The 23,698-nt window shown below is 67.4% G+C and carries 20 protein-coding genes and 4 pseudogenes; 6 read left to right on the top strand and 18 right to left on the bottom strand.

Annotated elements, in window-relative coordinates; genetic code table 11:
- Positions 1-43 precede the first annotated feature (43 nt).
- A pseudogene (locus tag AB0D59_RS24430) lies at positions 44-430 on the top strand (FAD-dependent monooxygenase); the annotation flags it as partial.
- 133 nt (positions 431-563) lie between these two features.
- On the opposite strand, the gene AB0D59_RS24425 reads toward AB0D59_RS24430, so the two are convergent.
- From AB0D59_RS24425 to AB0D59_RS24415, 3 genes and pseudogenes are all read right to left on the bottom strand, one after another.
- Positions 564-1,100, bottom strand: a complete 537-nt coding sequence (locus AB0D59_RS24425; protein WP_362568963.1) for an SMI1/KNR4 family protein — start codon at positions 1,098-1,100, stop codon at positions 564-566.
- A 75-nt stretch (positions 1,101-1,175) separates the two neighbouring features.
- Positions 1,176-1,993, bottom strand: a pseudogene (istB, locus tag AB0D59_RS24420) (IS21-like element helper ATPase IstB).
- A complete protein-coding gene (locus AB0D59_RS24415; protein WP_362568960.1) occupies positions 1,990-3,165 on the bottom strand; it encodes a hypothetical protein in 1,176 nt (391 codons plus the stop codon). The pseudogene istB and the gene AB0D59_RS24415 overlap by 4 nt, the downstream one beginning before the upstream one ends.
- Between AB0D59_RS24415 and AB0D59_RS24410 the strand changes: the two genes are divergently transcribed.
- Positions 3,140-3,670: a hypothetical protein gene (locus tag AB0D59_RS24410; protein WP_362568957.1), complete on the top strand. Its 531-nt coding sequence runs from the start codon at positions 3,140-3,142 to the stop codon at positions 3,668-3,670. The two genes, AB0D59_RS24415 and AB0D59_RS24410, sit on opposite strands and share 26 nt — an antisense overlap.
- A 640-nt stretch (positions 3,671-4,310) precedes the next feature.
- Here the strand turns inward: AB0D59_RS24410 and AB0D59_RS24405 are convergent.
- From AB0D59_RS24405 to AB0D59_RS24395, 3 genes are all read right to left on the bottom strand, one after another.
- Entirely contained in the window at positions 4,311-6,533 is a 2,223-nt protein-coding gene (locus AB0D59_RS24405) for an MMPL family transporter (protein ID WP_362568954.1), read from the bottom strand.
- Positions 6,534-6,838: 305 nt separating this feature from the next.
- Positions 6,839-7,438 carry a TetR/AcrR family transcriptional regulator C-terminal ligand-binding domain-containing protein gene (locus AB0D59_RS24400; protein ID WP_362568951.1) on the bottom strand — a complete coding sequence of 200 codons (600 nt, stop codon included), beginning with the start codon at positions 7,436-7,438 and terminating at the stop codon, positions 6,839-6,841.
- Positions 7,439-7,966: 528 nt separating this feature from the next.
- On the bottom strand, positions 7,967-8,395 hold the full coding sequence (locus AB0D59_RS24395) for an SRPBCC family protein (protein ID WP_362568948.1): 429 nt from the start codon (positions 8,393-8,395) through the stop codon (positions 7,967-7,969).
- Between AB0D59_RS24395 and AB0D59_RS24390 the strand changes: the two genes are divergently transcribed.
- Positions 8,394-8,486, top strand: coding sequence for a DUF397 domain-containing protein (locus AB0D59_RS24390; protein ID WP_362568945.1), 93 nt, complete (start codon positions 8,394-8,396; stop codon positions 8,484-8,486). The genes AB0D59_RS24395 and AB0D59_RS24390 overlap by 2 nt on opposite strands.
- A 67-nt stretch (positions 8,487-8,553) precedes the next feature.
- Here the strand turns inward: AB0D59_RS24390 and AB0D59_RS24385 are convergent, their stop codons facing one another.
- The 7 genes from AB0D59_RS24385 to AB0D59_RS24355 are packed head-to-tail and all read right to left on the bottom strand — an operon-like array spanning position 8,554 to position 15,906.
- Positions 8,554-10,152, bottom strand: coding sequence for a bifunctional 3-(3-hydroxy-phenyl)propionate/3-hydroxycinnamic acid hydroxylase (locus AB0D59_RS24385; protein WP_362568942.1), 1,599 nt, complete (start codon positions 10,150-10,152; stop codon positions 8,554-8,556).
- Positions 10,153-10,155: 3 nt separating this feature from the next.
- Entirely contained in the window at positions 10,156-11,406 is a 1,251-nt protein-coding gene (locus AB0D59_RS24380) for a VOC family protein (RefSeq protein ID WP_362568939.1), read from the bottom strand.
- Positions 11,403-12,332, bottom strand: coding sequence for a fumarylacetoacetate hydrolase family protein (locus AB0D59_RS24375; protein ID WP_362568936.1), 930 nt, complete (start codon positions 12,330-12,332; stop codon positions 11,403-11,405). Before AB0D59_RS24375 ends, AB0D59_RS24380 begins: the two co-directional genes overlap by 4 nt.
- Before the next feature lie 27 nt (positions 12,333-12,359).
- On the bottom strand, positions 12,360-12,965 hold the full coding sequence (locus AB0D59_RS24370) for a carboxymuconolactone decarboxylase family protein (RefSeq protein ID WP_362568933.1): 606 nt from the start codon (positions 12,963-12,965) through the stop codon (positions 12,360-12,362).
- A 30-nt stretch (positions 12,966-12,995) separates the two neighbouring features.
- The gene (locus AB0D59_RS24365; RefSeq protein WP_362568930.1) at positions 12,996-13,748 is read right to left on the bottom strand and encodes a DUF2993 domain-containing protein; all 753 of its coding nucleotides are present in this window, start codon (positions 13,746-13,748) and stop codon (positions 12,996-12,998) included.
- A gap of 20 nt (positions 13,749-13,768) precedes the next feature.
- On the bottom strand, positions 13,769-15,271 hold the full coding sequence (locus AB0D59_RS24360; RefSeq protein WP_362568927.1) for an MFS transporter: 1,503 nt from the start codon (positions 15,269-15,271) through the stop codon (positions 13,769-13,771).
- Between the two features lie 35 nt (positions 15,272-15,306).
- The gene (locus AB0D59_RS24355; protein WP_362568924.1) at positions 15,307-15,906 is read right to left on the bottom strand and encodes a TetR/AcrR family transcriptional regulator C-terminal ligand-binding domain-containing protein; all 600 of its coding nucleotides are present in this window, start codon (positions 15,904-15,906) and stop codon (positions 15,307-15,309) included.
- Positions 15,907-16,138: 232 nt separating this feature from the next.
- Between AB0D59_RS24355 and AB0D59_RS24350 the strand changes: the two genes are divergently transcribed.
- On the top strand, positions 16,139-16,336 hold the full coding sequence (locus tag AB0D59_RS24350) for a hypothetical protein (protein WP_362569156.1): 198 nt from the start codon (positions 16,139-16,141) through the stop codon (positions 16,334-16,336).
- Between the two features lie 315 nt (positions 16,337-16,651).
- Here AB0D59_RS24350 and AB0D59_RS24345 read toward each other — a convergent pair.
- The 5 genes and pseudogenes from AB0D59_RS24345 to AB0D59_RS24325 all read right to left on the bottom strand — a co-directional run.
- Positions 16,652-17,107: pseudogene (locus AB0D59_RS24345) on the bottom strand (ATP-binding protein); the annotation flags it as partial.
- A 56-nt stretch (positions 17,108-17,163) separates the two neighbouring features.
- Positions 17,164-18,761 (bottom strand): annotated as a pseudogene (gene istA, locus AB0D59_RS24340) (IS21 family transposase).
- Between the two features lie 123 nt (positions 18,762-18,884).
- Complete coding sequence (locus AB0D59_RS24335) at positions 18,885-19,469, bottom strand: hypothetical protein (RefSeq protein ID WP_362568922.1); 585 nt, start codon at positions 19,467-19,469, stop codon at positions 18,885-18,887.
- 1,158 nt (positions 19,470-20,627) lie between these two features.
- Positions 20,628-21,014 carry a peptidoglycan-binding domain-containing protein gene (locus AB0D59_RS24330; protein ID WP_362568919.1) on the bottom strand — a complete coding sequence of 129 codons (387 nt, stop codon included), beginning with the start codon at positions 21,012-21,014 and terminating at the stop codon, positions 20,628-20,630.
- A 250-nt stretch (positions 21,015-21,264) separates the two neighbouring features.
- Positions 21,265-21,681: a peptidoglycan-binding domain-containing protein gene (locus tag AB0D59_RS24325; RefSeq protein WP_362568916.1), complete on the bottom strand. Its 417-nt coding sequence runs from the start codon at positions 21,679-21,681 to the stop codon at positions 21,265-21,267.
- A gap of 298 nt (positions 21,682-21,979) precedes the next feature.
- Here AB0D59_RS24325 and AB0D59_RS24320 point away from each other — a divergent pair, with 298 nt between their 5' ends.
- Both AB0D59_RS24320 and AB0D59_RS24315 read left to right on the top strand, forming a co-directional pair.
- Positions 21,980-22,693, top strand: a complete 714-nt coding sequence (locus AB0D59_RS24320; protein WP_362569144.1) for a peptidoglycan-binding protein — start codon at positions 21,980-21,982, stop codon at positions 22,691-22,693.
- A complete protein-coding gene (locus AB0D59_RS24315) occupies positions 22,690-23,550 on the top strand; it encodes a helix-turn-helix domain-containing protein (protein ID WP_362568913.1) in 861 nt (286 codons plus the stop codon). The genes AB0D59_RS24320 and AB0D59_RS24315 overlap by 4 nt, the downstream gene beginning before the upstream one ends.
- The last annotated feature ends 148 nt before the right edge of the window (positions 23,551-23,698 follow it).

The raw sequence follows: 23,698 nt of genomic DNA, 5'->3' as shown, positions 1-23,698 counted from the left end.
TCTGCTCGCCGCGCTCGAAGATGCCCGAGTCCGTCTCCATTCAGCCGAACTGGTCGGCCAGGGCGGCGCGCACGCCGCGGATGGCGAGCGCGGCGTCTTCGCCCAGCCCAACGGCAACGACCACATCCGCGTCCACCTGATCCAGCGCGTCCCGGCCGACTGGACCGCCGCGAGCGGCCTGACGCCCCGGGACACCGGCGCCATCCGCGCCTGGCTCCTGGAGCACTACGCCCGCTGGTCACCCCGCATGAAGCAGCTGATCACCGACAACGAGGGCCCCTTCGTGGACCGTCCGATCTTCGCCCTGCCCGTGCCGCACACCTGGGCGCACAACGCGACCGTGACCCTGCTCGGCGACGCCGCCCACCTCATGCCGCCGCTGGGCGTCGGCGTCCACCTCGCCATGCTCGACGCGAGCGACCTCGCCCTGTTGGCTTCGTTGATCTCTAGGAACAGCGTTTGGCGACCGGTTCCGGAGGCAGTTGGTGATCACCTGGCTCACGGATCTCGATGAGAAACGACGGCACTGTCGTGTCCACGAACGTGGGACGGCCAGCCTCTCGTCAGAGCGGCTGGCCATCGACGGGGTCGCCGGAGCCGGGCTTGAACGTCGTGCCAAGGTCGTACTGCGCGATCCCGAAAGGTTGAAAATCGGCATCGGCAAGGATGCGGTAGAGGAACTCAGAGGTGGACATGTCGTACCGGTGCCATCCGCCGACGTCATTGGACCGCGCAAGGACGGGGTATTCGCCCGGCCGCTCGGCATCGATCAGCCAGAAGTATTCGTCGGCCCATTCGGTGGAGCCCCACTCAACCAGCCCCTTGCCGCCCGGCGCGTAGATCGCATAGGGATCGACGGCGGAGACGCTTCCGAGCTTGTTGTCCTGGTCGGTCGACAGGGAGACCCGCCACTGTGTCAGGAAGTCGAACGAGATGCCCTCGTCGCGCCCCAGAATGTAGACGGAATCACTGAAGACGCCGCCGCTGAACACCTCGTAGAGCTCCTTGTAGTCCGTCGGCAGCGGAACCCCCAGCTCTCCCTCGATCGCCGCCCAGTCGACGGAGATCCCGAGCGGCTCCCACCCGGTCAGTTCGATCACTCGCTGAACCCACATACAACAATCTTTTAGCACCGGTCTTCGTTCCGATGTCCCTCAACCCCCTCGTCGCTCACGTCAAGATCGGCAGCTATCGCACTCAGCCGACCTTGGCGGGTTCCCCCGGGCACGTGCGCTGGCGAGGCGATAGGAGTCAGTGCCTGTCTCGATGATGGTGCCGTTGAAGGTGAGGCGGTCGACGATGGCCGCGCAGAGCCGGGGGTCGGTGAAGGTCTTGGTCCAGCCGCCGAACGATTCGTTCGAGGCAATCGCGACGCTGTTCTTCTCCCCGCGTTCGGTCAGAACCTGGAAGAGGAGTTCGGCTCCGTGGCGGTCGAGTTCCATGTAGCCAAGCTCGTCGATGCAGAGGAGATCGACGCGGCCGTAGCGGGCGATCGTCTTGTTCAGCTGCTTCTCGTCGGCGGCCTCGACCAGCTCGTTGACCAGCTTCGTCGCAAGGGTGTAGCGGACGCGGTAGCCCTTCATCGCGGCCTCGGTGCCCAGGGCGATCAGCATGTGGGACTTGCCAGTGCCGGAGTCGCCGATCAGGCAGAGCGGCTGCCCCTTCTTGATCCACTCGCAGCTGGCGAGGGTGTGGATGGTCGCGGGATCGATGTTGGGGCTGGCATCGAAATCGAAGGTCCGCAGGGACTTCTCGCGGGGGAAGTTCGCCGCCTTGATACGCCTCTCCGAGCGGCGGCGAGCCCGGTCGTCGCACTCGGCCATCTCAGCAGCTCGGCGAGGAAGCCGCGGTAGGTCAACTGGTCCTTGATCGCCCGGTCGGCGATGTCGGAGAACTCGTTGCGAATCGACGGCAGCCGCAGCAGGCGGCAGGCGGAGTCGATGGCGGCGTCGGCGGCCTGTTCGGTCAAGCCTCGCTGGCGGGGCAGGGTCATCGTGCTTCTCCCTCTCGGTGGTCACCGCCGCTTGCCCGGCGGTGTCGGAGCAACTGGTCGTAGGGGGCCACCGAGGGCAGCGGCCTGCTGTCCGGCGGAAGATGCGCGAGACGCCACTCGTGCAGTGACGTCACCGTCGCCGACGGCTGGCCGGGGACCCGCGCATCCGGTGTGGGCTCGGTCTCGGCCTGGGTGGCCTTGCGAGCCTCCAGCGCGACGGCGTCGGCCGTCATAGCTCCGGCCCGCAGGGCCGCGGCCAGGCCGGCGACGACGTGCTCGTGCGGCATGTTCCGTCCGAGCAGCAGCACTTCGATCAGCGCGCGAGTGCCGTCCCGCTCGCCGTGGATCTTCATTGCCTGGGCCCACCAGGCGTCATGGACTGGGGTGAACCTGCCTGCCGAGCGGGCCTGCTCGAGAGCGGTCGAGCCGGGGAAGGCGCCGGGCTTGCGGACCAAGACCTCCAGGTAGTGGTCCAGGTCCAGGCGGACAGCACCCTTGGCGATCAGCCGCTCGTGTCGGGCCACTTCCACGTTCTGGTCGTAAACCACCAGGTGAGAGGCATGCAAAATGACCCGTACCCCCTTGCCGATCAGCCGGATGGGGACCGAGTAGCGGTTCGTGCGGACCGGAATCTGGCCGTAGCGGTCAACCCGCGGGGTGAACAGCCGCCCGGTCTCAAACGGCTCCTCGGGAAGCGGCATCAGCAGCGGCTGTTCGAGCGCGAACTCCTCAGCGATCGTCCTGGACCTGGAGCCGATCCTGCGAGCGTCGGCCTGCCGGTCCCACTGCTCGACCATCTCGTTCAGCTCGGCGAGCGAGGACACCTCGGGGACGGGAACGAAGTGGTTGCGGCGGAAATAGCCGATCTGCCCCTCGACGCCGCCCTTCTCATGGGCACCCTCGACGCCCGGGCGGCAGTAGAAGGCCTCGATGCCGTAGTGCGACTCGAACGCGATCCAGCGGTCCGCCTCCACCCTCGCCCGGCTCAGCCCCAGCACCCGGGCCACGGCTGCCTTGAGGTTGTCGTAGCGAACCTTGCTCCGCGGGACACCGCCCAGCGTCCACAGCGCGTGGACGTGGCCTTCGAAGAACGTCTCCTGGCCGCACGAGGCGAACACCCGGAGGACGGCCTTTCTGCCCCTCGCCTTGGCCCAGGCCGCCGCATACATCATCGACGCGGATCTGACCTGTGCCTCCTACCGAGAGCTGCTGGCCGACCGGCTGAGGAAGTTGGCCGACGTGCTGCCGGAGCCCGGCGCACTACCCGACGACCAGACCGCCACCGTGGCCGCGACCTGGTCCCTGTCCATCGAACGTGCCAACCAGATCCGCCCGGCGGGCCTGGCCCGCCCCATGCTCCAGTTGGCTTCCCTTCTCGACCCCAATGGCATCCCCGCTACGGTCCTCACCAGTCAGCCCGCCCTCGCGCACGTCACCAAGCATCGCACCCCCACCGGCGCGGGCGGCACCCACCAGCCGGCGCCGGTCTCGGCCGAGGACGCCGTGCTCGCGCTGCGGGCCCTGCACCGTCTCAGCCTCATCGACCTTACGCCCGACGTCCCCCACCGGGCTGTGCGCGTCCACCAGCTCATCCAGCGTGCCACCCGTGACACCCTCACCCCCGACCAGTGTGACCGGCTCGCCCTCACCGCCGCCGACGCCCTGAGCGCCGCCTGACCCGACGTCGAACGCGACACCGCCCTCGCCCAGGCCCTGCGCGCCAACACCACCGCCCTCACCCGCACCGCCGAGGACGCCCTGTACCGGCCGATGCCCACGCAGTACTCTTCCGCACCGGACGTAGCCTCGGGGAGAGCGGCCAGGTCACCGCGGCCCGCGACCACCTCCAGCACCTGGCCACCACCACTCGCCACCGCCTTGGCCCGGACCACCCCGACACCCTCGCTGCCCGTGTCAACCTCGCCCGCTGGCGGGGGAGGCGGGGGATGCGGCTGTTGATCTATCGACCGATTGATGAGCAAGATCGGTAAGCTGCGGCGCGCGGCGGTTTCGACGCCGGATCATGCCCATAAAACGGTGTCAGAAAGTCGATGTGCTCAAGAACTTGAGGAGCACCGTTTTGTGTACGATCTGGCAGGTGCAGCCGCTCCGGGACGACGACACCGCTGATCTCCTCGCCCCCGTTCCGGCCGTACGGACCGGCGGCCTCGTGGGATATGCACGCGTGTCCACCAAGGGGGAATCGACGGAATGCGCTGGTCAGGCTTGCTCGCTGGCCTGGGGAGATCATTTCCCGTGGACATGTAGATCATTTCCCACCTACCAGGTGGAGGCGGTGGTACGCCGCCACAAGGGGTCAGGTGCTCCTGCTCGCGGCTGGACCTGTATCCGCCGTCTGCGCGATGCTGCCGGTGGCGAACTGGTGCTGGAGACGGTCGCCCTCGATGTCGAAGTCGGGGACGTACCTGCCGAACCATTGCGGGTGGTACCAGATCTTCGCGCGGGCGATTGCCATGAAGGCGGGCACCAGGGTGAGCCGGACCACGAAGGCATCCAGGACGACGCCGACAGCGAAGCTGAAGCCGATGGCCTTGACGGTCGGGTCGTCGGTGAACATGAACGCCACGAAGATGCTGCACATGATCAGCGCGGCCGCGGTCACCACGCGCGCCGCAAGACCGGTACCGCGTTCCACCGCCTGCACGGCGTCGCCGCTCTTGGTGAACTCCTCCTTGATGCGGGAGACCACGAACACCTCGTAGTCGCTGGAGAGCCCGAAGATGATGGCGAGCATGATGACGGGCAGGAAGCTGATGGTCTCGCTGGGCGGGATACCGAACAGGTCCTCACCCCATCCCCACTGGAACATCGCGACCTGCGCGCCGAACGCCGCGGCCACCGACAGCAGGAACCCGACGATCGACTTGATCGGGATCAGGATGGTGCGGAACGCCAGCGTCAGCAGGACGAAGGCCAGACCGACCACGACGATCAGGAACACCGGGAGCGCGGAGGAGAGTTTGCTCGACACGTCGATGTTGGATGCGGTGTTGCCTCCGACCATGATCTTGGCACCCGAGTTTCCCTCGATCGTGGCCCGGTCGTCCCGGATCCGGTTCACGAGGTCGGTGGTGTCCTGGTCGTTGGGCCCGGTGCTGGGAATTACCCGGATGACGGCGAGTTCATTGCGTGCGGCCATCGGCACGGCGGATACGACGCCGGGGGTCTTGCCGAGCTCGGCGGCGATCGGGGCCGCGTCGGCGGCATCGGGGACGCCGTCGGCGATCACCAGCAGGGCCCCGTTGAAGCCCGGGCCGAAGTTGTCCGTGGTCAGGTCGTACGCCTTGCGCGCGGTGTCGTCCTTGGGTTTCGAGGAACCGCTGGGCAGGCCCAGTTCCATCTGCGTGGCGGGCAGGGCGCAGACCCCCAGCAAGGCGATCCCGCCGATCAGGAGCGGCACCCTGAAACGGACCACGAAACGCCCCCACGCGGCACCGAAGGTGCGCTCCGGCTCAGTGGCGGCGGTCCGGGCGACGTCCTCGGGGTGACCCGGGCGCAGCGGCGTGCTGATGAATTTCGCCACCTTGTTCCCGGCGAAACCCAGCATGGCGGGCATCAGGGTCAGGGCGATCAGCAGCGCGATCAGTACGGCTCCGGCGGCAGCGAGGCCCATCACAGTCAGGAACGGGATGCCGACGACGGAGAGACCGCACAGCGCGATGATCACCGTCAGCCCGGCGAAGACCACCGAGCTGCCCGCAGTGCCGGCGGCCAGGGCGACGGAGTCCTCGATGGTCATGCCGGTGAGCAGGTTGTTGCGGTGCCGGGCCAGGATGAACAGTCCGTAGTCGATGCCGCAGGACAGTCCGAGCATGGTCGCCACGGTCGTCGAGGTCGAGGCGATCGTCATGACGGACGCCAGTGCGGAGATGCTCATGATGGTGACGGCGATGCCGATGATCGCGGTGAGGATCGGCAGCCCGGCGGCGACGAACGCGCCGAAGGTAATGGTCAGGATCAGAAAGGCGACGAGGATGCCGACGATCTCCGGCACCTCGGAGACCTTCATCTGCCAGCCGGGGTAGACGCTGCCGGAGTATTCGACCTGAACGCCCGCATCCCGCGCCGGAACCACGGCTGCCTTCACCGCGTCGAGGGTCGATTCCTTCACGTCGGTCGGCTGCGAGTCGAACTGCACCGACCCGAGTGCGACATTGCCGTTCTTGGAGATGGCCTTAGACTCGAAGGGGTCGGAGACCAGGCCCACTTGGGGCACGGTCTTCAGTTTGCCGATCGCGGTCTCGATGCCGGCTTTGTACGACGGATCGGTGACCTTGGTGTCCCCGTGGGTGGCGAACACGATCTGGGTCTGGCCACCGCTCAGCGCCGGCAGCTTCTCCTTGAGCAGGTTGGTGGCCCGCTGCGACTCCGTACCGGGAACCGTGAACGTGTCGTCGGTCTTCCCCCCGCCCACGACCGCGAGGATGATCGCCGCGCCGGCGGCGAGGATCCACACGGCGAGGACGAGTCGGCGGCGCCGGAACGCCCAACGGGCCAGGCGAAACAGATAGATGGACAAGTCTTACTCCCGGACTGAGTGGACGGGTCGGTCTTCGACCGTCGGAGGTGCAGAACGTGAGTTGCCCCACTGCTTTTGGCATGTCCTCAGACCGGTAACGAGGCAAGGAGACCGGTCGGAGCGACACCGCCCAGTCGGGCCAGGGGCCGTGTTTCCCAGAACACGGCCGGTCTGGGGTTACATGTACACGGCGGGCGCGGCGTTGGCGGCCTGCCGGAGGAGCCGCGCTGGTAGCGCAAGCCGCTGATGATCAGGCCCGCGCCGAAAGAACCGGCGGCCCTAATCGGCGGCTGCGAACGACGTGATCAGGTGTGGAGCAGTGCGGGCAGCAGCGCATGGTCGACACACCTGGTGAGGTAGTCGGCGTCGGCAGGCAGGCGCTCGAACATCGGACGAGTGAGCATCACGCTGAGCAGGAGCTGCGGCAGGAAGTCGGTGGCAGACGGTCGGTGAGACAGCTCGCCACGCTCAACAGCCCGGTCGACGACCCCTGTCAGGTCCGCGAACCAGGGCTCCACCAGCGTGTCTCGCACCGCTTCGGCGAGATTCTCGTCGGTCAGCAGAGCGTGTCCGAGCGCGGCGAACAGCGGCGCGTCCTTCTCCGCGAGGGGGCCCAACAACTCGACCATGGCCAGCAGATCGCCGCGGAGCGTGCCGGTGTCGATTTCCTCCGGTCTCATCGGCCGCGTGGCGTAGAGCGCAGCAGCCACCATCTGCGGTTTCCCCGGCCACAGACGATAGAGCGTGGCCTTGCTGCAGCGCGCCCTGGCCGCCACCAGGTCCATCGACAACTCGGCATAGCTGACCTCACGCAAGGCATCCACCGTCGCGGCCAGCAGCTCGGCCTCCCGTTCGGGGGTCATCCGAGGGCGACGGATCGCCTCATCGCCATTGCCGCGTGACATCAGCCCTCCATTTAGTACAGAACAGTTTCGTACCATGACTATAGGACGACCTCGGGAGAAACGCAACTGTACTATCCGTCAGTCCTGTGACACGGGCAGGCCGACGCGTGGAGAGCCGGGCTCGACCGCTGACCAGGTGACGACGCCGCCCACCACACAGCGTCGGCGGTGCCTGGACCACTTTCAGCGGCAAGCGAGCCCGCCAGGGCATGGGGTCGCAGAGCAGGCAGGGCGCCACGCAGTGGTTGTGATGGGGGGTGCTTGTTGGATCGGAGCCAGGTACGGAACGTCTCAAGGCGGGGGTTGAGGGTCCGGACCCGGACCAGGTCCCGTGCACCGGTGAAGTCGGCGGCGGCATCGGTGCAGGACTTGGTTGGCTGTGTGGTCCTTGCAGACGGTCGGCCGCCTGCAAGGACCAGACCCGGGTGAGGCCCGATGCCGGCCCTCCGACGATCGCCGGGGCGCCGGAACGGCGACGTTATCCCAGGTCAGCGTATTCGAACGCGCGTAAAGTCACTGGTATTGGCTCTAGGCGAGCAAGGCGGCGAGCTTGCCCAGCGACTCGGTGAGCGCGGTGGTGGTGGCGTCCTTTATCCGGGCCGCCATCATGTTCACGGCCGCGCCCTTGAACTCGTTCTTCACCGTGACCAGGGTGCCCACGCCCTCGTCGGCGAGCGCGTAGTGCTGGCTCAGCGAGATCCCCATCGGGCCGGTGCCCTGGAGCCGGTAGAACCGTCCGGCTTCGACCTCGGCGACAGTCCAGTTCACCTCGGCGGGCATGCCCATCAGGCTCATCTTCTCGGCGTACTTGGCGCCCACGGCGAGTTCGGCCGGGCCGCCGCTGGGAAATGCGGTGTGGATGACGTTCCACTCACTGAAGCGGTCGAAGTCGGTGATGACCGCCCACACCTTGTCGGCGGGCGCGGGAACGGATGCGCTGACGGAAACCTGGGGCATGACTGGTCCTTTTCTGATGGGCCCTGCGGGCCCGGCGTTGACGATGTCGCCCGCCGCGTGGGCGGAGTTCGTGGCCGACGCGGCGGTCTGACGGTTCACTTGAGCTTGGTCACGTGGGCCCCGCAGGCAGCCGGCCGCCCGAAGGGTCCGCGCTGCGGTCAAGCCAGGACGCGCTGGATGAGGTGGTGGACCAGACCGTCCGTGGCATGCGGGGTGCGGACTCCGCCGAACACCTGGAAGTCCGGGCGGACGAGGATGACCGAGGCGTTCAGCCGCTCGAACCAGGCCGCGTACCTGCCGTCGGTGTCCGTGAAGCCGCCGGGCCCGAAGTGGGCGCTGCGGCCGCCGAGTTGCTGCCAGGCCGCACGCCGGCCCGGGGAGAGCAGTTCGGCCGGGTCACGGTCGCGTCCCAGCAGGAGGAAGCCCGGCGGGACCATCTCGTCCAGGAGAGCCGTGCGGGCCCCGGTGCCCACGTGGGCCTGGACGCCCAGGGTGCCGCCGATCCCGTCCTCTTGCAGCGTCCCGCCCCGCAAGGACCAGTTCTTGGACGCGTCCTGGATATCCAGGGTGCCCATGGCCTTGATCATGGCATCCCGCTCGGCGCACTCCTTCGGGTCGGTCGCGCAGAACATCCGGCCGATGAAGACCGTCTCCTCGATGACCTGAGCGACGTGCGTGGAGCGTTCCGTGCTGTAGTCGTCCAGCAGCGAGTCCCTGCCCCGGCCCCTGACCAGCAGCGCCAGGCGCCAGGCGAGGTTGGCCGCGTCGCGGAGGCCGGAGTTGATGCCCTGCCCCATGAACGGCGGCATCTGATGGGCCGCGTCACCGGCCAGCAGCACGCGCCCCTCGCGCCACTGGTTGGCCCACCGTCCTCGGAAGGTGTATCGGGCGTGCCGGACCAGATCGGCGTTGCCGGGGTGGATGTCCCAGGCTTTCAGCAGGCGCCAGGCGTTCTCATCGGTGTCGACGTTGTCCTGGTCGTCGTCCGGCATGATCATGAACTCCCAGCGCCGCCGACCGGGTCCGGACGGCACCAGGGTGGTCGACCGGGCCGGGTCCAGGTGCTGGCACGCGTACGGCAGCCAGGCCGGCGGCGTGTGCGGGACGACGTCGACCACCAGCCAGTCATGGCTGAAGTCGAGGTCGGTCAGCTCCGTCCCCAGCAGGGAGCGGACAGTGCTGTTGGCCCCGTCGCAGCCGACGACGTAGCCCGCCCGTACGGTCCTCGGTTCGCCACCGGGTATCGGTTCGAAGCCGTTGTGGGGGCGGATGGTGGCGGTGACCCCGGAGCCACCGGGTCCGTCGTCGGACAGCGCCTCCAGCTCGAAGCCCCGGCGCTGGTCGATCATCAGGTCGTCCTGCACCCGCTGTTCGAGCAGTCGTTCCAGATCCGGCTGGGTGAAGCCGGTCATGTGGGCGAAGCCGGAATCGGAATCCAGGTCGAACCGCGATTCGGCCAGGGTCTCCCCCGCAGCGTCCGTGAGCTTGAACAGGTGCCCGTCCTGCCCCCAGGGCTCCAGCATCGGGGCCAGGTCCTCGCGCAGACCGAGCTGGTAGAGGACCCGGAGGGTGTCGTGGCTGAGGGCCACGGCGCGGGGCAGCGGATACGGCTGCTCCCAGCGCTCCACCACCGTCACCTGTAGTCCCTGCTGGGCGAGCAGCATCGCCAGCACCTGGCCGATCGGGCCGGCGCCCACGATGAGGACGTCGCAGTCGTGCCGCTCACGGTCGTGTCGTTCGTTCTCGTTGTCGGTCATGGCTCAGCCCAGGGGTCCCATGTAGGCCGTGCCGCCGTAGGTGTCGGAGAGGGGTTCGAGCGTCTCGGGCCATGGGAGGACCATCTTGCGGCGCTCGCTCTGCGGCCTGGGCTTGCCGTCCCAGCCGACCTGCTCCATGTAGTAGTAGAGGCAGACCAGGTGGCCGTCGGGGTCCTTCAGGTGGACGGCGTAGTCGATGCCGACGTAGATCTCTTGCGGGAGTCCGTGCACGAGAGTGTAGCCACGGTCCATCAAGTGCTTGGCCGCGTCGCGCAATTGGGTGTAGCTGCCGACCTGGAGGCCGATGCTCAGGCACGAGGTGTGCTCGCTCAGCCCGAGGATGCCGCGCAGCGCCTTGTCGGCGAGGGCGAAGGTATGGTGCTCGGTGCCGGTGCGCAGGTACACGATGCGCTTGCCCTGCAGCTCGACCTCTTCGACGAACTCGAAGCCAAGGATGTCGGTGTAGAACGCGATCATCTCGTCCATGCGCTCGGTGAACATCGAGATCGGGCCGATGCCGGTGACCTTGAAGGGCCTCGGCAGCAGGACGCCGCCCACCTGGTACGTCTCCTCCAGGTGGCCCTCGGACGGGTGCCAGCCGGAGCCGATGTCGATGCCCTTGTCCCGTGCCTCCTGGAGTTCGGCTGCCTCCGACATCTGGGGCAGAGTCGGCATGACGTCCATGAAGCCGCGGTAGTGCATGTCGAACGGCTTGGACTTGCGCTGCCAACCGATCTGTTCCATGCCGTAGTACAGCTCGATCATGTTGTCGTCGGGGTCGTAGGCGTAGATCTCCCAGTTGCTGCCGGGCATGTCCCGCCCGTAGTGGCCGATCTCCACGCCCCGCTCCCGCAGGTACGCCTCGGCATCGATCACCTCCTGGAGACTGCCCAGTTGGAAGGTCGTCTGGCTGAAGGTGATGTCCTTCACCTTGCGGTCGTTGCCCCACAGGGTGCCGAAGGTCCTGTGCGCGAGCACCAGGGCGTGGTGGTCGCTGGAGTTGCTGGTGAAGATCAGCCGCGGGTCGGTGATGATCTGTTCCACGACGGACCGCAGCTCGTCGGGCACCTGGTCGAGCACGTTGACCTCGTCGGTGACGCGGAAACCGAGCACATCGGTGTAGAACGCGACAGCCTCGTCCAGCCGCTCCAAGTTCAGACCGAAGTGGCCGAAGCGGCGGATCTTGAACGGACGCGGGAGGAGCACTCCGCCGACGTCGTACTGCTGCGGGGTCTGCCTGGGGGTGGTGGTCATGACTGAGCTCCCGTCTCGTCGGCGCGGTTGTCGTCGCTGCTGTCGTCGGCGGGGTAGCCGGGGGCCGCCGTCACGGGGTTGTGCAGCTCGCCGATGCCCTTGACCCAGCTGACGAGCTTGTCGCCGGGCTTGAGGAAGACCGGCGGGGTGCGGAAGACGCCGACGCCCGCGCCCGTACCGGTGAAGATCAGGTCACCCGGCAGCAGGGAGCAGATGGAGGAGATGTACGCGATCATCTCGGCCACCGAGAAGATCATTTCTGAGGTGCGGGCCTTCTGCAGGATCCGGTCGTTCAGCGCGCAGCCGAGCTCCAGGTCGTCCGGGTCGTCGAAGGCGTCGGGCGTGACCAGCACCGGACCCAGCGGGGCGAAGCCGGGGAAGGACTTCCCCAGCGAGAACTGCGGGGCCATCCCCGCCATTTGGATGGGCCGCTCGGAGATGTCCTGCCCGACGGTGAGAGCGCCGACGTGATCCCAGGCGTCCTTCTCGGCCACCCGTTCGCCGTACCGGCCGATCACGACGACGAGTTCGACCTCCCAGTCGACGCTCCGCGTGGGCACGGGGATGGGGTCGTGCGGACCAGACAGGCTGGTCCGGTACTTGGTGAAGATCATCGGGTCCTTGGGCAGCAGCGCCTTGACGTCCCCGGTGTGGCCGCGGGCGGCGGCGGCCTCCGCCACGTGGTCGAGGTAGTTGGCGCCGATGGCGAAGACCTGGCGGGGGGCCGGCACCGGGTTCTGCAGACCGTCCAGCGGCAGCCGCTCCCCGTCGGGCTCGGCCGTGGTGGCCCACTCGACCAGCGGCTCCCAGTGGTCGAAGAGCTGTGCGGGATCGGCCGGGAAGCGGCCGTTGCTGGCCCGCTCGATGTCGACGGCCGCATACCCGTCGACAAGGACCAGCCGGTTGGCGATGACTCCGAGGCGCATGACGGCGCCCTCCTTAGGATGGATCGGTTACTTGACGGCGTCCGGGTACCGGACGGTGTTCGGTTCTGCCTGAACGCTGTCGAGTGGTACGCCGAGTGAGTTGAGCGTTCCGGCGAGCAGGACGTAGTGGCCCACCAACATGGGCAGTTCGATGAGCTGTTCGGTGGTCAGCAGCGCGCTGAGCGCACGCCAGGTGACGTCGCCGATCGTGTGGTTCGCGTGCAGCTGGTCGACCGCGGCCACCAGCAGCCGTTCACGCGTCGACCAGGCTGCCGTGGCTTCGCCGGTGAGCGCGGCCAGTTCGTCTTCGGTCAACCCCACCTCGGAGCCGAGAGCGACGTGGTGATGGAGCTCGTAGGAGCTGCCGCACAACGAAGCGGTCCTGATGATCAGCAACTCCCGTTCCCGCGTCCGGAACGCCGAGTCCGTCAGCAGGTGCAGGCAGAAGGGCAGCCACTTTCGGTAAAGAGCCGGATGTCGCACCAAGGTGCTGAAGAGATTGGGTGCGTTGTCACCCAGGACCGTGGAAAGCAACTCATGCTGCTCTTCCGTGCGCTGCGCCGGCCCGAAAGGGTCCAGGCGCCGCTCCACCGGGTAATCCGATTGGGGCTTGGCTGGCTGTGATTTGGGCATGGTTCTCCCTTCTTGGAAATCGGGATTCAGCTATGCGGCCGACGACCCGGGGGTTCCGGACGTCCCGGACGGCTTGAACGTGACGTCGTGGCCGGACAGCGTGACGAAGATGCCGGATGATTCCGTGGATATCCGATCCAGCGTCAGTCCTTTCGGAAGGTTCTGCAGTGGGATCTTCTTTTCGAAGGTCTTGTCGATCGACTTCCGTACGGATTCCGGCAGTTGGTTCGCGGAAATTCCCAGAACCTTGAAGGCGATGCTGGTGGGCCCGCCCTTGGTCACCGCGGCACTCACGGTGATGTCCCCGATCACCGGGATGCTCAGCGATGCGTTCATCCGCCCAGGTGTCGACCCGGCTGTCACGTCGAGGCCCAGCGCGTTGGTCAGGTCCTGGTAGCTGACAAACGCGGTGGCCGTGGCCGAGCCGGCGTGTGCGGTATTCGCATCCGAGTTCCGCTTGAGCTTCCTCATGTCGACATCCAGCTTTGATATCGGCACCGGGCTGTCCGTCCCGGCCGGGATCTGCTGCGCTGAGATGTCCACCCGATCCAGGTTCCCCCGTGTCGCTTGGGTCAGAAAGGGGAATCCCCGGATGTGGACCTTCGGGGGTGTCGCGGTGCCCGTGGCGTCCTGGAAGGCGTGTGCGGTCTGCGATTCCGCGTACGTGCGAACGCCGAAGTCGGAGCCGACGGCGAGCAGAGGGATAACAGCCGCCGCCATTACGAGCACGCGATATCGTCGTCGTATGCGCCGCGGACGGCGGATTGCTTCTGTCTCGAACATGCGTGCGGCCTTTCGATGTGTCACATGTGGACGGCAGGCGCCGTGCTGGCGTCCGGTCGGGGCACGCCGCGGCGGTAGAGGAGCCCACTGACGACCAGGCCCACGGCGAAGAAGCCGGCCGCCCACCAGTAGGCGGTCGAGTAGCTCTCCAGGGCGGCCTGGGCGAGAACTGCGGGATTCCGAGGGTCCTTACCGGCCAGGTAATCGGTGGCGGCGCCGGCCGAGACAGTGGTGAGCAGTGCGGTACCGATGGAACCGCCGACCTGCTGCATGGTGTTGACGGCGGCCGAGGCGACGCCGGCGTCTGTTGAGGTGACGCCGGATGTCGCAAGGCTCATCGCCGGAGCCATCACTAGACCGAGACCCAGACCGACGACGATGAGGGGCGGCATGACGTGCGAGGCGTAGCTGCTGGTCAGGTCGAGGGTGGTCATCCAGGCCATGCCTGCGGCGGCGATGCCCATGCCCAGCGGCACGACGGGCTTGGGGCCGATGCGCGGGATGAGGCTGGTGGTGGCAAGTGTGTTGGTGATCATGAGGCCGGCGACCATGGGCATGAAGGCCAGGCCGGTCTGGATCGGTGTGTATCCCAGGCTCTGCTGCATGTAGTAGGTGAGGAAGAGGAAGACACCGAACATGCCTGCGCCGCTGATCAGGACGGCGATGAAGGAAGCCCCGCGGTTACGGTCCAGCAGGATTCGCAGGGGCAGCAACGGGTGGGCTGCCTTGGTCTGCCACCAGGTGAAGGAAGCCAGCAGGAGGACTCCGACGAGCAGGAAGCCCCAGGTTGCGGCCGAATTCCAGCCGTGGGACTCGGCGTTGGAGAAGCCGTAGACCAGGCAGAACAGGCTGGTGGAGACCAGGATTGTGCCGGGAATATCCAGGTTGACGTTCTTGTCGCGTGGGGTGCGCTGCAACAGTGTCATGCCGCCGATGAAGGCGATCACGGCGAAGAACAGGTTGACGTACAGCGTCCAGCGCCAGTCGAGGTACTCGGTGAGGACTCCGCCCAGCAGCAGACCGATGGCGCCGCCGGCTCCGGCGATGGCGCCGTAGACGCTGAAAGCCTTTGCTCGTTCGCGGGAGTCGGTGAACGTGGTGGTCAGCAGGGAGAGTGCTGCGGGCGCCAGCAGCGCGCCGAACAAGCCCTGCCCGGCACGGGCGCCGACCAGCAGGCCGAAACTGGTGGCGGCACCACCGAGGGCGGAAGCCCCGGCGAAGCCGACAAGTCCGATCAGGAACGTGATCTTGCGGCCGAACGTGTCGGCGATACGCCCACCCAGCAGAAGCAGACTACCGAAGGCCAGCGCATAGGCGGTGATGACCCACTGCCTGTCGCCGTCGCTGAAGCCAAGGTCCCTCTGGGCCGAGGGCAGTGCGATGTTCACGATGGTGGCGTCCAGCACCACCATGAGTTGGGCGATGCAGATGACGGCGAGGATCCACCACCGATGGCGGGGTCCCTGGTCGGGGGATGCGGGTGCGGTGCCGACATAGGTCTCGTCAGCAAGTGTGCGGGACATGCGATGACTTTCTGAGGGGCCGGCCTGGGGGCCGATCAGGTGTGGAGCAGTGCGGGCAGCAGCGCATGGTCGACACACCTGGTGAGGTAGTCGGCGTCGGCGGGCAGGCGCTCGAACATCGGACGAGTGAGCATCACGCTGAGCAGGATCTGCGGCAGGAAGTCGGTGGCAGACGGTCGGCGGGACAGCTCGCCACGCTCAACAGCCCGGTCGACGACCCCTGTCAGGTCCGCGAACCAGGGCTCCACCAGCGTGTCTCGCACCGCTTCGGCGAGATTCTCGTCGGTCAGCAGAGCGTGTCCGAGCGCGGCGAACAGCGGCGCGTCCTTCTCCGCGAGGGGGCCCAACAACTCGACCATGGCCAGCAGATCGCCGCGGAGCGTGCCGGTGTCGATTTCCTCCGGTCTCATCGGCCGCGTGGCGTAGAGCGCAGCAGCCACCATCTGCGGTTTCCCCGGCCACAGACGATAGAGCGTGGCCTTGCTGCAGCGCGCCCTGGCCGCCACCAGGTCCATCGACAACTCGTCATAGCTGACCTCGCGCAAGGCATCCACCGTCGCGGCCAGCAGTTCGGCCTCCCGTTCGGGGGTCATCCGAGGGCGGCGGATCATCGCATCGTCGTTGTCACGGGACATCAGCACTCCATTTAGTACGGAACAGTTTCGTACCATCAACATAGAGCAGGCTCGGGAGAAACGCAACCGTACTATTTGCTGACGGTGGCGCCGGCGGTTCGGCTCCTGCGTGGAACTGGTCAGCAGAGCGCTCCTGCTCACTTGCCGCAGGAAGGTCACAGCCCCGCGTGCCGCGTAACGGCGGGCCGGCGCACCTTCCGTGGCGGCCCCGGGCCATGAGGTCCTGGCCGGGGTGACTGCCGCTCCCGCCCCCGCACTCCTCGTGCCCGACATCGCCGTGATCGCCCACGACGACGCCCGCCGGGCGAACGCGGCCGTCGCGCCGCTGCTGAACGTCGGCGTACGGCTGCTCGACCACTGCGACGGCGGCCAGGCCGGAGCCGGCGGCCATCCAGCTGCGTTCGGTGGGCGGCGCCGTCACGACGTATAGATCGGCGCGTCCGCGTATGCCCACCGGGACGAGAACACCCTCGTCATCGCCTCGGTCTTCCCGCCGCAGGGCCCGGCCACCCCGGATTCCGCGCGGCACGGCCTCGCCGACCGCCTGGACGGCGCCGCCGTGGGCGACCGGGGGACGCGCCAACGTGGGCTTCGAGAGCCGTCCCGACGCCGCCGCGTTCGCCCGCACCTGCCCCGGGGCCACCGGCGACCGCCTCACGGAGCTCTGCCCAACGTGGCGAATCTGCCGCTCGGAGACGAGTTCGTAAAGGTCGTCGGCCTGGGTGGCGTTCATCTGGCGCATCGCGAAGTCGTCGAGGATGAGCACGTCGGGACGTACCAGTTCGCGGATGCGTTTCTCCCAGGTGCGGTCCGCGTGGCCGCCGGCGAGTTCGGCGAGGATGCGGCTTGTCTTGGCGAAGCGGACGTGGGCGCCCTGGCGGACGGCGAGGTGGCCGAGGGCTTGGGCGATATGTGTTTTCCCGACGCCGACCGGACCGAAGAGGATGACGGATTCGCCCGCGTGCAGCCAGCGCAGGGCTCCCAGATCGCGGATCTGGGCAGCGGGTAGCTTGGAGGAGGCGGCGAAGTCGAACTCCTCCCAGCTACCCGCTGCTCGAACTTCGCTCGTTGGAGCCTGCGTTGGAAAGCGACGGTCTCGCGGCGGGTGATCTCGTCCTGGCAGAGGACCTGGAGGAAGTCGAGGTGGCCGAGTTCGCCGCCATGGGACCTGGGCGAGACGGGCGTCGAGGGTCTCCACCATCCCGGACAGGCGGAGGGACTTGAGCGATTCGCGCAGGGCGCTGTCCATCACGGTCATCACGCGTCCACCTCCGCGTCGTCGCGGACCTGGTCGTCGCGGTCGTCGTCCGTCGTGTCGGGGGTCGTCGCGGCGTCGCCGAACAGCTGGGCCGGGCCGTGGAGGAAGGCTGCGGCTCCGGCATCACCGCTGGTCGCAGGCTCGGGTTCGGTCTCGGTCCCGGCGATGAGGATGCCTTTGATGGTGCGGTAGGAGGGGTCGCCGACCGCGAGGGCCCTGGTGCAGGCGGCGTCCAGGCGGCCGTCGCCGTCCTTGCCTCGCAGGCCGAGAATCCCCTGGGCAGCGCGGAGCCGGTAGAGCGCGTGGACTTCGAGGAGCTGGTCGATGACCGTCCGGCAGCCGTCCCCGACCTGGGACGCCTGGGTGCGGCACCAGATGGGCGTCTTCATCTGGAAGGCGATCTTCTCCGGTGGGTAGTCCAGCTTGTCGGTGCGTTTGCCCTGCTCAAGGGCCGCGTGGGTCTTCATCAGGTCGCCCTCGTGGAAGACCTGGACCATGGTGGCGGTGGAGCGGACATCGACCCTCCTGCCGATCAGTTTCCAGGGCACGGAGTAGAGGGTGCGGCCGACCTTGATGTGAATGTCCGGTCCCACCACGGCAGTTGACCAGCGGGCCAGCACGAACGGGGTGGGTGGCAGCGGCAGCAGTTCGTCCGCCTCGATGTCTTCGAACACCGACGCCGGGGTGGCCCCGCCCAGCGGCCGGCACTGCCGCTGCCCGGCGACCTGCCGACTCCAGGTCACCGCCTCGGCTTGCATGTGCTCGACCGAGACGAACTCCCGCCCGCGCCAGAAGGATCCCGGACGTAGGGCATGGGCCGCTCGACCCGCGGCTTGTCCTTCGGCTTCGATGCCCTCGCTGGGTCCACCAACGCTCCGTAGTGCGTGGCGAGTTCGGCATACGCCTTGTTGATTTTCGGGTCGTAGAGGTCAGGCTTGTCCACTCCGGACTTCAGGTTGTCCGGCACCAGCCGGCGCGGGACGCCGCCGAAGAAGTCGAAGGCCGCGACATGCGCATCGGTCCAGGCATGCTGGCCCAGATGGATCACCGGGCGCACGAACATGTGCCGCGAACACGGCAGCTCCATCACGAACGCCCAGATCCGGTGGCGTTTGCCCGACCGCGGGATGACCCACTGCCCCAGAAGGCCGTAGTCGATCTGAGCTTCCGACCCCGGCGGGACCTCGTCCCGCGGCACGGTCACCTGGGCGCCCGTCACCTCGCTCGGCATCGTGTCGCGCACTCAGCGACGGAACGCCGTCAGCGAGACGTGCAACTTCCGTTCGTCCCGCAGGCGTTGATGGATCGTGGAGACGGTCACCGTCCCCAGCAGCGGCTTGGTGTAGTCGAGGTGCTTGTCGATCTCCGCCCACGTCACCTGTCGCAGCCGCCGGTCGGCGACCTCCGGGAACCACTCCTTGATCAGTTTGGCCCAGTCGGCCTCGCTCATCGGTGGTCCGCCCGGCGTGATGCCCGCTGCCTCCGCCGGCTTCAGATACTTCCTGACCGTCTTGCGGTCCACCCCCAGCGACGCGGCCAGACCGCTCTTCGAGCGCCCCGCGTACCAGTGGACATAGATCTCGGTGATATCGACCACGACGAACTTTCTCCTCGCCATCTGGGCTGCCCATCGGCCATCCGAACCAGCAGGACGAGGAACATGAGCAGCTCCGCGACGACCAGGTCCCTCGATCCCGAACGCCGCGCTACCCATGGCCAATTACAAAAATTCAGAATGGGGAATTACAACGCGTTCAAACGGCCAAAGTGGGGAAAATCGCGACCGTCGACACGAGCTGCCCTTCCCAGGCGTCCCAGCCCTCCGCGACGCTCGCGAGGACCCGCTGGACGGTGTAATAGGGCGGTCGTTGCCGCCTCCGTACAGCTCGGTCGTCCACTCCAGCAGCTCGACCAGGACACGGTCGGGGACACGCATGCTCTTGTCGTCGACGCGGGCTGTCGGCCCGAATTCGGCCGCCTTCGTGTCGGCCTCCTCGCGGGTGCGATAGTGGTCCACGGCCTTGCCGCTCTTGACGACCTCGAACCGCAGGAACCGCTCGGCGGTCTCCGGGGTCATGAGGCTGGCCAAGAACTGCCGCATCGCCCCGTAGACCTGGCGGAGCGCGGCTGGCTCCATCTTGGTCAGGTCCTGCTCGCCGCCAAGCGCGGCCTGCGCCTCCTGGACCTTGGCATAGCCGTCGAGGAACTCGTCCCCGAAGACCTCCGGAACGAAGTGCAGTTCACCCAGGGCGCCGAGGTTGGCGACGTGGGATTCGGTACGGACAGCGAAATCTCTTGTTGCCACGGGTGTGCCCTTGTCTCCCGCGTGGACGCCCGGCCCACAACCAGCGGCGTGCCGGGGAAGGATAGCGGTAGCCGCATCTCCAGCACAGATACGTGAATCGGCAGCGACGAGGCTGCCCGCTGGTCCAAGATCAGCCCATGGATTTGCAGGGGGTAGGCGCCATCACTGCCGCAGCTGTAGCTGCCGTAAGCATTCCGATTTCCGCGCTGGTCGGACGCTGGCAGATGCGTGGAGCTGTACAGACCGGGAGCGCTCGTTAACCGCACTGTACCGCTTGGTCCCCTGGAGTTCGGTTGACCTTGGAATTCGCCGCATCATAGAGCCCCGCCGGGTAAGTGCCCGACGGGGCTGAGATCTTTAACGGTGGGCGTTGTGTCGGGTGGTGACGGCTGTCGTGGGCTGCGCTGTGCCGGGGTGAGTAGTTGCAGCGCAGGGACCGCGGTTGTGAGTGGTCTTGGGGCTGGTCGTGCGGGTACGTGTTCGCGTGGCTGGTGGGCAAGGCGCGTCGGGTGGCGGGACGGGCGGATGGTGAGGTCGACCGGACCCTGGATGCGGGGATGGACCGCTTGCACGATCTGGTCCGCCGCAAGCTCGGTGCGGACCCGGCGCTGGAGCGGGCTCGGGAGGAAGCCGAGGCTGAAGCTTCCCCTATGCCACGAGCACTTCGATGTCTGAATTCGCGGACGTGATGGTTCCCGTCCAGCAGCCAGCATGAGCACCGGGCCCCCACCACTCGAACGTGTGTCTGCTCTTCTATGCGCCGCACCGGCTGCGTCGGCCGATTCCCGACGCCTCGAGTCGCTCCCAGCCTGTGAGGGATGGTCGTTGTTCACAGGCATTAGGTCTCACACGTCGTCCAAGCGCACCGGGTCCATTCCATGCGGGTCCATTCCATGCGGGTCCACATGCAGGGAAAGTCCCGGTCGCACATGGTGCGGTCGATGCCGTGGGCTTTTGGGCGCCACTCCTCTCCCTCGGGGGATCCGGCCGCGACGGAGCGGGCGCCGGCCTCACTCAGGCCGTAGAAGACCTGCAGCGGGCCTGTCGAGGGGCCGCCGGAGGCAGTACGGCAGCGTACGGCAGGCCCGCGTGGCGAATCACGGTTGAACCAGCGGGGACTGGAGACGGGTGAGCCACCGCGCCAGTCCCCGGCCCTACTCAGCCGGCGGCCAGGTAGCGCAGTCCGGGCCAGGACTGGGGCCCCGGAAAACCGTCGACTGAGACGCCTCCCATGGCTTCCTGAGCCAGTTTCATCGCTGCCTGGGAATGCGCACCGAAGATCCCGTCCACGGAGTAGCGGTAATACCCGATCCACTTCAGCAGGCACTGCGCCTCGATACCCGCATTCGTCACAGAGGAAGCCGACGGAACGACCGTGTTGCCGCTGTAGTAGCCGGCGTACTCATGACCTCCAGAGGCGGAGTAGTGACAGGTGTACGTCTGCGCCGACAGAGTTCGAGCCTCCGCGGCCGGGGCCATGGCCAGTCCTGCCGCGAGCACTACGGCAGCCGCGAATGCCGCCGAGAGACGCTTGTTGGTACGCATGGTGAGTTCTTCCTCCAGATGAGGCGTGAAGAGTCCGAATGACAAGTGCCGCCAATGTGTACGCGGGAGGCCATGGTCCGGAAAAGGAGGCATGTGACGGCAGCGGCCGACGCGCGCCCCACTCACGGGCGGCGAACTGCACGACACGGTGCGGGTGCTGGGCGAGGGAAACCGCACTGCCGGCTATGTCCACCCAGATGGAACAGATCTACGTGCTGGAGCGCACCGCAGCCAGTACCGCACCACCCCGTCAGGGAATTCGCAGGCAACGCCACGTCATGGGGCCGACGATGCCGTCCTGCTCCGCGGATGAGAATCCGCACCGCGCCTGCACACGCTTCACAGCCGCGGTGGTAGCCGGCCCGTAGATGCCGTCGAGGGCGCTGGGGCCCTCGCCGTAGTAGTCGGTGAGGCACTGGATCTCCTTGACCCTGTCCCCCGTCGCACCGGGCTGGACGGTGACGTTCCAGGCCCAGGAGTAGCCGGCCGTGAGGCCGATGTAGTTGGTGGTCTCCTTGGTCCAAACCAAGCAGCGGCTGGCCGGATGCACGACAGAAGCCGTGACCTTGGGGTCGGCTGAGGTGGCGGCCGCCGAGGCGGACGTGGTCGATACCGCGAGGCTGCAGGCGACCGCAGCCAGCAGGACCAGGCCCTTGCGATGGTTCATGGAATGTGTTCCTTTCTCGTCGTGGCGAGGGCGGCGCGGGGTGGACCGCGCCGCCCGGCTGGCACACCGAGACTGCAGGGCAACCGGTGCGGGCTGCCAGGAACGGCGCTGGATTGAGGGCTTCGCGGGACGTCCCGGCCGCCGACCTGCTGGGACAGTGCTCTGTTTGAAGCGCGGCCGGGATGCGACGGCACGTGCGGGAGGCGGCCGGGCTGACCGAAAGGCCGCCTACGGGCGCGTCCCCGAGACGGCATGATTGTGACAGCTAATCAGGTCGGCAAGTGGTATGGGGTGGAACGTGCCGCGTTGGAAAGAATTGCCTGATTCACTTGATGAGCGGTCGCGAAGACTGGTCGTTCAGCTGCGCCGGCTGAAGGATCACAGTGGGATGAGTCTGTCGTCGCTGCAGTCGAAGACGGGCTACTCCCGCTCCTCCTGGGAGCGTTACCTCAATGGGAGGGCGCTGCCGCCGCGGCGGGCAGTAGAAGAGCTGGCGCGGGTCGGCGGTGTCGATCCAACACGGCTTCTGGTGCTTCATGAGGTGGCTGAGGAGGCATGGCGGCAAGAACCCGACACATCGAAGGGGCCGGATCTGCCCCAGTCGCGGGGTGCACGGCGCACGGTGGTGATCGGCGTCCTTGTGGCTGTGGTCCTTGGCGGGCTGGTTGCCGGGCTCCTGGTCGTCGCGCCGTGGGAGAACGGGGGCTCGGCCTCTCCGTCTCGCGGGGCCTTCGCCTACAAGGCGGGGAAGACCTATCCCTGTGTGGTCAAGCACAAGGCGGGACGGCTGTACGCGGGCTACAGCAGCACCAGCACCGCGCTGCTCGCCGGGCCGGGGTGGGATGTCGTGGAGGCTCAGTGTCTGCTGCGCCATCTGGGCTTTGACCCCGGTGTTGTGGACGGCGTCTACGGGCCGGACACCACACGGGCGGTCAAGCGCCTGCAGGACAAGGCCGGCCTGCCTCCTGACGGTCTCGTGGGCCCGCACACGTGGCAGGTACTGCGGAAATGACGGATACAGCACCATCCGCGGCCGGGCCCCTGTGCGCGCGGCTGGCCGGGGAACTGCGCGATCTCAGGACCCGGACGGGCTTGAGCATGGTTGCGCTGGCCGAGCGCACCGCGTACAGCAAGTCCTCTTGGGAGCGCTACCTCAACGGCAGGCAGCTCGCCCCGCGCCAAGCCGTCGAGGCGCTGTGCACGGTGGCACGTGAACCCTCCGGGCGTCTGGTGGCGCTGTGGGAACTGGCCGACCTGGAGTGGAGCGGCCGGGCCAACACGACGGCGCCCCCCATGGCCCGAGCGGCCGCAACACCGTCACCCGACGACCGGCCGGGCGACCACGGAACTTCCACAGGCCACACCGCACCCGGCCGGGGACACATACGGAGCATCCGGCGGCACCAAGGGGTCCTCGTCGCCACGTGCGCGGTCGGGCTCACGGCCGCGATAGCGGTGACGGCCCTGCTTCATACGGCCACCGAGAACCCCACGAAGACCGCGTCCTCCGCACGGCCCGCCCCCGGATGCCACGCCCAGACGTGTACCGGTCACAAACCGACGGCGAAGGGCTGCGCGATGCCCCGTCAGGAAGAAATACTCCGCGAGCAGAAACTTTCAACCGGAACACCACTGGAGGTCGTCTACAGCAAGCAGTGCCGCGCCGCGTGGGCACTGGTGGGGACCGCGCAGGTCGGAGACGTACTCAGCGTGTCCACCCCGGGTGGCGCATCCGAGCATGTCAAGGTCACCGACAAGTACGACGCGGAGAGCCCCCTCGTCACGCCAATGATCGACGGCAGTGGCCTCACCGGACTCCGCGCATGCTTCACACCGGCGGACGGGCACAAGCAATGCTTCCAAACCTGAGCTTGACTCTGTCGGGGATCTTGGAGTTGCCCGGTGCGTCGGCGTGATCGGCGGGCATGCTCGGGGTGTTCCGAGAGTCCATGCAGTTGTCGAGGTGTCCGTTGTCGCTCCGTCCTCGTTCCGGTGAGCAAGTCCCGCTTCTGACCGC

This window comes from Streptomyces sp. NPDC048417 (assembly GCF_040651615.1).
GTDB lineage: Bacteria > Actinomycetota > Actinomycetes > Streptomycetales > Streptomycetaceae > Streptomyces.
This window is presented reverse-complemented; position numbering and strand designations above follow the sequence as displayed.